The sequence below is a fragment of the Actinoplanes subtropicus genome (genome assembly GCF_000721705.1).
Lineage (GTDB): Bacteria > Actinomycetota > Actinomycetes > Mycobacteriales > Micromonosporaceae > Actinoplanes > Actinoplanes subtropicus.
In genome coordinates this window covers 102,272-109,653 of the sequence record NZ_JOJL01000022.1, presented here as the reverse complement: position 1 = coordinate 109,653, position 7,382 = coordinate 102,272, and the positions used below count along the sequence as shown (strand labels likewise).

Annotated in this window: 6 protein-coding genes and 1 pseudogene; 5 read left to right on the top strand and 2 right to left on the bottom strand. The window is 70.7% G+C overall.

Going from position 1 to position 7,382, the window contains the following annotated elements; all coding sequences use genetic code 11:
* Positions 1 to 352 precede the first annotated feature (352 nt).
* Positions 353 to 883 carry a general stress protein gene (locus IH26_RS61480; RefSeq protein ID WP_051808731.1) on the top strand — a complete coding sequence of 177 codons (531 nt, stop codon included), beginning with the start codon at positions 353 to 355 and terminating at the stop codon, positions 881 to 883.
* Between the two features lie 895 nt (positions 884 to 1,778).
* Here the strand turns inward: IH26_RS61480 and IH26_RS54165 are convergent.
* A pseudogene (locus tag IH26_RS54165) lies at positions 1,779 to 2,392 on the bottom strand (sigma-70 family RNA polymerase sigma factor).
* A gap of 223 nt (positions 2,393 to 2,615) precedes the next feature.
* On the opposite strand from IH26_RS54165, the gene ppgK reads away from it, so the two are divergent.
* Both ppgK and IH26_RS0130070 read left to right on the top strand, forming a co-directional pair.
* Complete coding sequence (gene ppgK / locus IH26_RS0130075) at positions 2,616 to 3,401, top strand: polyphosphate--glucose phosphotransferase (protein WP_030439630.1); 786 nt, start codon at positions 2,616 to 2,618, stop codon at positions 3,399 to 3,401.
* 8 nt (positions 3,402 to 3,409) lie between these two features.
* A complete protein-coding gene (locus IH26_RS0130070; protein ID WP_030439629.1) occupies positions 3,410 to 3,877 on the top strand; it encodes a PPOX class F420-dependent oxidoreductase in 468 nt (155 codons plus the stop codon).
* On the opposite strand, the gene IH26_RS0130065 is transcribed toward IH26_RS0130070, so the two are convergent.
* The gene (locus tag IH26_RS0130065; protein ID WP_030439628.1) at positions 3,874 to 4,446 is read right to left on the bottom strand and encodes a hypothetical protein; all 573 of its coding nucleotides are present in this window, start codon (positions 4,444 to 4,446) and stop codon (positions 3,874 to 3,876) included. The two genes, IH26_RS0130070 and IH26_RS0130065, sit on opposite strands and share 4 nt — an antisense overlap.
* Before the next feature lie 95 nt (positions 4,447 to 4,541).
* On the opposite strand from IH26_RS0130065, the gene IH26_RS0130060 reads away from it, so the two are divergent.
* Positions 4,542 to 5,324 carry a spermidine synthase gene (locus tag IH26_RS0130060; protein WP_030439627.1) on the top strand — a complete coding sequence of 261 codons (783 nt, stop codon included), beginning with the start codon at positions 4,542 to 4,544 and terminating at the stop codon, positions 5,322 to 5,324.
* 81 nt (positions 5,325 to 5,405) lie between these two features.
* Positions 5,406 to 7,370: an alpha-1,4-glucan--maltose-1-phosphate maltosyltransferase gene (locus IH26_RS0130055; protein ID WP_030439626.1), complete on the top strand. Its 1,965-nt coding sequence runs from the start codon at positions 5,406 to 5,408 to the stop codon at positions 7,368 to 7,370.
* The last annotated feature ends 12 nt before the right edge of the window (positions 7,371 to 7,382 follow it).

Below are 7,382 nucleotides of genomic sequence, written 5' to 3'. Positions count from 1 at the left end.
CGACCCCGCCGCCGACGCTTCCGCCGACGCCACCCAGCCCGTCGCCGCCGCCCCGCCCGTCCCCCCTGCCCCGGCCGACGCCACTCAGCCCGTCCCGGCCCCCTCGGCCGACGCCACTCAGCCCGTCCCGGCCCCCTCGGCCGACGCCACCCAGCCCGTCCCGGCCCCCTCGGCCGACGCCACCCAGCCGGTCGCCCCCTCAGCCGACGCCACCCAGCCGGTCGCCCCCTCGGCCGACGCCACCCAGCCGGTCGCCCCCGAACCCGAGGCGGCCCGCACCCAGCCCATCCCGGTCGGCACGGTCGCGGCACCCACCGAGCCCATCCCGGTCGACACCCCGATCGTCCCCGCGATGACCAGCCCCGGCATCCCACCCGGCCCCGGCGGCGTCCCGAGACTCCCCGGCCAGGCCCCGTCCACCACCACGGTCCCCACGGTCGTGGTCGGCACCTACCCCGAGTACGCCCTGGCCCAGCAGGCAGTCGACCACCTCTCGGACGAGAAGTTCCCGGTAGAACGCACCGCCATCATCGGCACCGACCTACGCCTGGTCGAAAACGTGCTGGGCCGTCTGACCACCACCCGAGCGGCCGGCGCCGGAGCCGCCAGCGGCGCCTGGTTCGGCCTCTTCGTAGGCTTGCTGTTCGGCCTGTTCAGCAACTCGAACTGGTTCGCCGTCATCTTCGTCTGCCTCCTGATCGGCGCAGCCTGGGGCGCCATCTTCGGCGCCATAGCCCACGCCGCCACCGGCGGCCGCCGGGACTTCGCCTCCCGCAGCTCCCTGCAAGCCGGCCAGTACGCAGTGGTGACCGACCCCGACGTAGCCGACGAGGCCCGCCACCTCCTGATCCAACTGAACTGGCGCGCCTCCGGCGCCAGCTAGCCCCCGCCCCACCCACCTCTCGCATAGTGAGCCGCCCGTTCCAGCCAGTGGACCCCATCCCGCATTCCGGCCCACCGTCCCGCCCGTGAACAACGGCGTTCACATGCTGGGCAGTGCACGCGCGCCGTCCCCATATTTCGCCTATTTCCGGGCGCCCCTCGCCACCGCAGTCGCAACGATGTAGCCGACATGCGCGCTCCGAACACCAGCCCACCAAGATCGGCAAAGCCCCCGTCGACGGCGCACCCCGCGGAAGCGACTCGGCGCCCCAACAGCATCAGACGCAACAAACGGCACGCCGCCCAACACCCTCCGATGCCGGCCGCCCCGACCGCCAACGACAAACCCGGCCCGCGAACAGCACCCCCCTCGACCACGGCAAGACCACCGGCGAAGGCCGCCCAGCCCTCACCCCCCGCGCGCCCCCGAGCGCAAACCACGAAAGGCGGCGTAGCCGCCGCACCCCCAACCTGTAGGTGGGTGATCTCCTTGCGACGGCAGCCGAACGCCATCTGCTGGTGGGAGGCGGTGCAAGCGGTTTTTGCTTGCGCCGCCTCCCACCAGCAGATCCCCTATGGTTGTCGCCGCAAGGAGATCACCCACCGCCCCACCGCAGCCACCACGCAAGGGCTGATCTTCGCAGCGATGGCCGGGTCTGGGCAGAGCCCAGGGTTTTGCCCCCAAAACGCGAAAAGGGAACCCGCCGCCCCCCGCGAACCGCCCCCACCCTTCTGGGCGGGGCCAACTCAACCACCCGGGTACGACAACTCCCCGCCGCTATCCACAGCTCCCGGCCGAGGGCAGCCCCAACGGACCGCCCCCACCCGTTGTGGGCGGGGCCAGGAAAGCACAGGCGTACGACAAATCCCGGCCGTTGTCCACACGGCGAAAAACCTCAGAACCCGGCGTCCAACTCATGGCGGAGCTTCGCCAGCGCCTTCGCCAACAGCCGGGACACATGCATCTGCGAGATCCCGATCTGCTCCGCGATCTGCGACTGGGTCAAATTCCCGTCAGCGAGGTGGCGTTGTAGGCGCGGGCGCCCTCCAGCCCCTCCAGCACGTCCTCCTCGGTGATCGACAGGTGCGCGGCGATGTCGGCCACCGTCGGCGACCGCCCCAGCGAGTGGGTCAGCGTGCTGTTCGCCTCGGTGATCGCCAGCCGCAACTCCTGCAACCGGCGGGGGACCCGGACACTCCACGTACGATCGCGGAAGTGTCTTTTGATCTCGCCGATGATGGTCGGAATGGCATATCCCGCGAAGTCGACCCCGCGGTCCGGGTCGAACTTGTCGACCGCCTTGATCAGGCCGACCGTGGCCGTCTGGACCAGGTCGTCGGTGGGCTCGCCCCGCCCGGAATACCGATGGGCGAGGTGGCGGGCCAGCGGCAGCCACGCCTCGATGGCGTTGTCCCGCAGGGCGGGCCGGGCGGGGTGGCCGGCCGGGAGAGTGGTGAGCGTGGCGAGGAGGTCGGTAGCGCTCTCCGGCCCGGCGTACGTCTGGATCATGGGTTTGGTCCTCCAGAGCGGGCAGAGAGCCGTGCCCGCACGCGGCGACCGTTCAGTGCATCCACGTTAACCAGAAAGCCTAGCCGAGACTAGCCGAAAGTATGAGTCATTCACGTCGAACGGCCGATCCGTGCGGGGACCGGGTGACCGAGGCGGGATTTACTGTCGTCCCCGCGTGGTAAACAGCGGGAAACAGTTGCGAACCAGGAGACGGGAAACAGGGATGGCCACTCTCGGCATCGACATCGGCGGCTCCGGGGTCAAGGGGGCGCCGGTCGACACGGCGCGCGGCGAGCTGCTCGCCGAGCGGTACCGCGTGCCGACGCCGCAGCCCAGCGACGTGACCAGCGTGGTCGAGGCGGTGGCCGAGGTGGCCACGCAGTTCGACGGCGTCGACCGGGTCGGGATCACGTTCCCGGGCGTGGTGGTCGACGGCGTGACCCGCACGGCGGCGAACGTGGACAAGTCATGGCTCGACGCCCCGGCGGCAAAGCTGTTCGCCGAGCGGCTGGGCAAACCGGTCACCGTGCTCAACGACGCCGACGCGGCCGGTGTGGCCGAGGTCGCGTTCGGGGCCGGGCACGACCAGCGCGGGCTGATCATGATGCTGACCTTCGGCACCGGCATCGGCAGCGCGCTGTTCCTCGACGGCGTGCTGATCCCGAACACCGAGCTGGGCCACCTCGAGCTCGACGGCAAGGACGCCGAGCTGCGCGCGTCCGACCGGGCCCGCGAGGCCGAGGAGATGAGCTGGGAGAAGTGGGCCGGCCGGGTGGAGGACTATCTGCGGCACGTCGAGATGCTGTTCTCGCCCCGGCTGTTCATCATCGGCGGCGGGGTCAGCAAGAAGTCCGACAAGTTCTTCCCGTTGATCGACATCCGGACCCCGATGGTCCCGGCGACCCTGCTGAACAACGCCGGCATCGTCGGCGCGGCGGTCACCGCCGAGCAGGCCGAGGGCGACCCGGGCGCGATCCAGACCGACGCCGCCGCGGCCGCGCGAGCCTGAGGAGTCCGATGCCCCGCACCATCGCCACCAACACGACCGTCGACCGCGAGGGGCTGCTGGAGTTCCTCCGGCCCCGGCACCACGCGATCCTGATGACCACCCGCCGGGACGGCCGGCCGCAGGCCTCGCCGAACACGTGCGGCGTCGACGCCGAGGGCCGGATCGTGATCTCGACGTATCCGGAGCGGGCGAAGGCGTACAACGTGCGCCGGAACCCGGAAGTGAGCGTCCTCGTGCTCGGGGACGACTTCGGCGGGGCCTGGGTGCAGGTCGACGGCACCGCCGAGGTGCTCGACCTGCCCGAGGCGCTCGAACCGCTGGTGGAGTATTTCCGGGTGATCTCCGGCGAGCACCCGGACTGGGACGAGTACCGCCAGGCCATGCGGGACCAGGGCAAATCGCTGATCCGGGTGACGATCGACCGCTGGGGGCCGATCGCCACCGGCGGCTTCCCGGCCCGGCTGGCGGAAAGCTAGGCCGCGATCTCCCGGGCGGCACCCAGCAGGTACAGCAGGGTGTCGCGGTGCATCTCGGCGATCGGCTCCAGCAGGTCCGGGTGGCGCAGGAGCACCGCGGCCTCGCGGTCGCGCGGGTCCGGGTTGAGCAGGCGGCGGAACTCGGTGGGCAGGCCGCCGGTCCGCCGCGGGTACGGCCGGGGCCGGTCCTCGTCGAACGGGACCGCCGCGGCCACCGCGTCGACGCCGCGCCGGGCCAGCATCGGGTCGGCCAGCAGGCAGGCCGCCCAGCTCACCACGACCTCGTCGACCCAGGTGCGCCAGCCCTCCTCCTCGGCGTTCTCGTCCTCGGGCTCGCTGCCGACCCGCCAGTCGAGCACCGCCGAGCCGCCCGGCCCGGCGATCGCGACCAGCGCCGCGTCCATCTCGGTCGGGTAGCGCAGCCAGGCGGCGACCGTCACGGCCTGCCGGGCCTGCAGCTCCGACAGGGTGTGCGCGATGGTGTCGGGGGTGCCCGCCGGGTAGGCCCGCGACAGCCAGTGGGTGCTCGCCGCGATCACGGGCGAGAGCTCGACGGACGGTCCGGCCACCGGTGACTCCTCGAAGGTCTGGCACGGTCCCTTTGCGGCCGCGTCAGGGGTACACGTCGGTTCCGCCCGGTACGAACTTGAGTAGGGTCACCGGGATGGGACCGCACGGCAACCGACGCGCTCCCGTGCACGTGGCGGTCGCCGGTGGCCTCGCCGAGCTGCGCCCCGATCCGGCCCGTCCGCAGGGCTGGACCCTGCTGGTCGACAGCGTGCCGCAGTCGTATGTCGACCTCGCCGATCCGGAGTACCTGCCGTTCCCGTACGAGAGACAGCTGGGGACGGTGATGCGGTCGTGGAGTGCTGATCGCGTACGGGAAACGGTCTTGCACCTGGGTGGCGGCGGGCTGACGCTTCCTCGCCTGCTGCACCACACGCATCCCGGTTTTTCCCAGGTGGTCGTCGAGCGTGACCCGGCGATCCTGGCGCTGGTGTCGCGGTTCCTGCCGTTTCCCGAGCAGATCGAGGTACGGATCGGGGACGCCCGCGCGGAATTGGAGTCGGTGGAGCCGGCCGGCTTCGGGCTGATCGTCTCGGACGTCTTCGTCGGCGTGCACATGCCGGGCAGCGTGGCCGACGTCGGATTCGCGCGCGCGGCCCGGCGCGCGATTCGTCCGGACGGTTTACTTTCGATGAACTTGACGGACGTCCCGCCGCTGGCGCGGACCCGGATCCAGGCGGCCACCGCCCGGGCCGCCTTCGACGACGTGGCCCTCTACGGCGACCTCGACGTGGTGCGGGGGCGACGGGTGGGAAACGTGATTTTGCTGGCCGGTAACGTGCCGATGATCAGAGGGGGCAAGCATGAACGGGTGCTGCGCGGGGACGATCTGACCAATTTCATCGGCGGCGCACGACCGCTCCTGGACGAGCCGCGCTGAGCGCTCTCCGGTAGGTTGAGAAGGACCCCGGCGCCCCATTTCGCCGCGCCTTTTCGTGCCCGTCTGACTACGGTGGAGATCATGACCGGTCGTTTTCCCATCGAGGACGTGACTCCGTCGGTGTCCTGTGGCCGCTACCCCGCCAAGGCGGTGGTCGGCGAGCTCGTCCCGGTCTCCGCGACGTCCTATCGCGAAGGACACCGCGCGCTCGGCGTGAACGTGGTATGGCGCGGTCCGGACGGCGAGTCCGAGCCGTTCACCCGTCTGCAGCCCGGCGAGCCGGGCCTCGACCGCTGGCACGGCACGATCCGGCCGGACCGGGTGGGCCGGTGGACGTTCACCGTGGAGGCGTTCGACGATCCCTACCGGACGTGGCGGGACGCGGTGGTGAAGAAGATCGGCGCCGGCCAGGGCCTGGAGGATCTGGCCAACGACCTGGCCGAGGGCTCCGAGGTGCTGGACCTGGCCGCCAAGATCGTGCCGCACGACCACGAGGAGCGGGTGCGGGCTGCCGCGGCGGCCCTGCGCGACGAGCAGATGTCGCTGTTCGCCCGGGTCTCCCCCGCGCTCGACCTGGAGGACCTGCTCTGGCACAACCCGGTCCGGCACCAGGTGACCACGACCCGGTCGTACGCGATCTGGGTCGATCGCCGGCGGGCGCTGTATTCCGCGTGGTACGAGTTCTTCCCCCGCTCGGAGGGCGCCGAGATCGGCCCGGACGCCACCCCGGTCAGGCACGGCACCTTCGCCACCGCCGCCGCCCGGATCCCCGCGGTCGCCGCGATGGGCTTCGACGTGCTCTACCTGCCGCCGATCCACCCGATCGGCCGGGTCAACCGCAAGGGCCGCAACAACACGCTGGTGGCCCGCCCGGAGGACGTCGGCTCGCCGTGGGCGATCGGCTCGGCCGAGGGCGGCCACGACGCGATCCACCCGGAGCTGGGCACCCTCGAGGACTTCCGCGCCTTCGTTCGTACGGCGAATGACAACGGGCTGGAGGTCGCGCTCGACCTCGCCCTGCAGGCCGCCCCCGACCACCCCTGGGTGACCTCGCATCCGCAGTTCTTCACCACCAAGGCCGACGGCACCATCGCGTACGCCGAGAACCCGCCCAAGAAATACCAGGACATCTACCCGATCAACTGGGACAACGACTACCGCACGCTGCGCGACGAGGTGTACCGCGTGGTGATGCACTGGGTCGAGCAGGGCGTCAAGATCTTCCGGGTCGACAACCCGCACACCAAGGCGGTCAACTTCTGGCAGTGGCTGATCCCGAAGGTGAAGGAGACCGAGCCGGACGTGCTGTTCCTGGCCGAGGCCTTCACCCGGCCGGCCATGATGAACGGGCTCGGCAAGGTCGGCTTCACCCAGTCGTACACGTACTTCACCTGGCGCACCACGGCCTGGGAGATGCGCGAGTACATGGGGCAGCTGCTCGCCTCGCTGGACTGGATGCGGCCCAACTTCTGGCCGAACACGCCGGACATCCTGCACGAGTCGCTGCAGCACGGCGGCCCGCCGATGTTCAAGATCCGGGCGGTGCTGGCCAGCATGCTCTCGCCGTCCTGGGGCATGTACTCCGGCTACGAGCTGTTCGAGCACGTCGCGAGGCCCGGCTCGGAGGAGTACATCGACAACGAGAAGTACGAGCTGAAGCCGCGGGACTGGGCGGCGGCCGAGCGCACCGGGCGGTCGCTGGCGCCGTACATCACCCGGCTCAACCGGATCCGGGCCGCCAACCCGGCCCTGCACTGGCTGCGCAACCTGCGCTTCCACGAGGTCGACAACGGCGCGCTGCTGTGCTTCTCCAAGCGCGACCCGGAGACCGGCAACACCGTTCTGGTGGTGGTGTCCTTCGACGCCAGCAACGTGCAGTGGGGCAACACCACGCTGAACATGCCGGAGCTGGGCATGGAGTGGCACGAGCGGTTCACGGTGACCGATCAGATCACCGGGCAGGCGTACGAGTGGGGACAGCACAACGCGGTCCGGATCGACCCGTACGTGGAGCCCGCGCACGTCTTCGTGCTGCACCGTCAGTGATTCAAGAACCTG

Bases quoted from the DNA above. Each gene is read 5' to 3' on its own strand.
- IH26_RS61480 (WP_051808731.1), top strand. From the start codon at position 353: ATGACCAGCCCCGGCATCCCACCCGGCCCCGGCGGCGTCCCGAGACTC.
- ppgK (WP_030439630.1), top strand. From the start codon at position 2,616: ATGGCCACTCTCGGCATCGACATCGGCGGCTCCGGGGTCAAGGGGGCG.
- IH26_RS0130070 (WP_030439629.1), top strand. From the start codon at position 3,410: ATGCCCCGCACCATCGCCACCAACACGACCGTCGACCGCGAGGGGCTG.
- IH26_RS0130060 (WP_030439627.1), top strand. From the start codon at position 4,542: ATGGGACCGCACGGCAACCGACGCGCTCCCGTGCACGTGGCGGTCGCC.
- IH26_RS0130055 (WP_030439626.1), top strand. From the start codon at position 5,406: ATGACCGGTCGTTTTCCCATCGAGGACGTGACTCCGTCGGTGTCCTGT.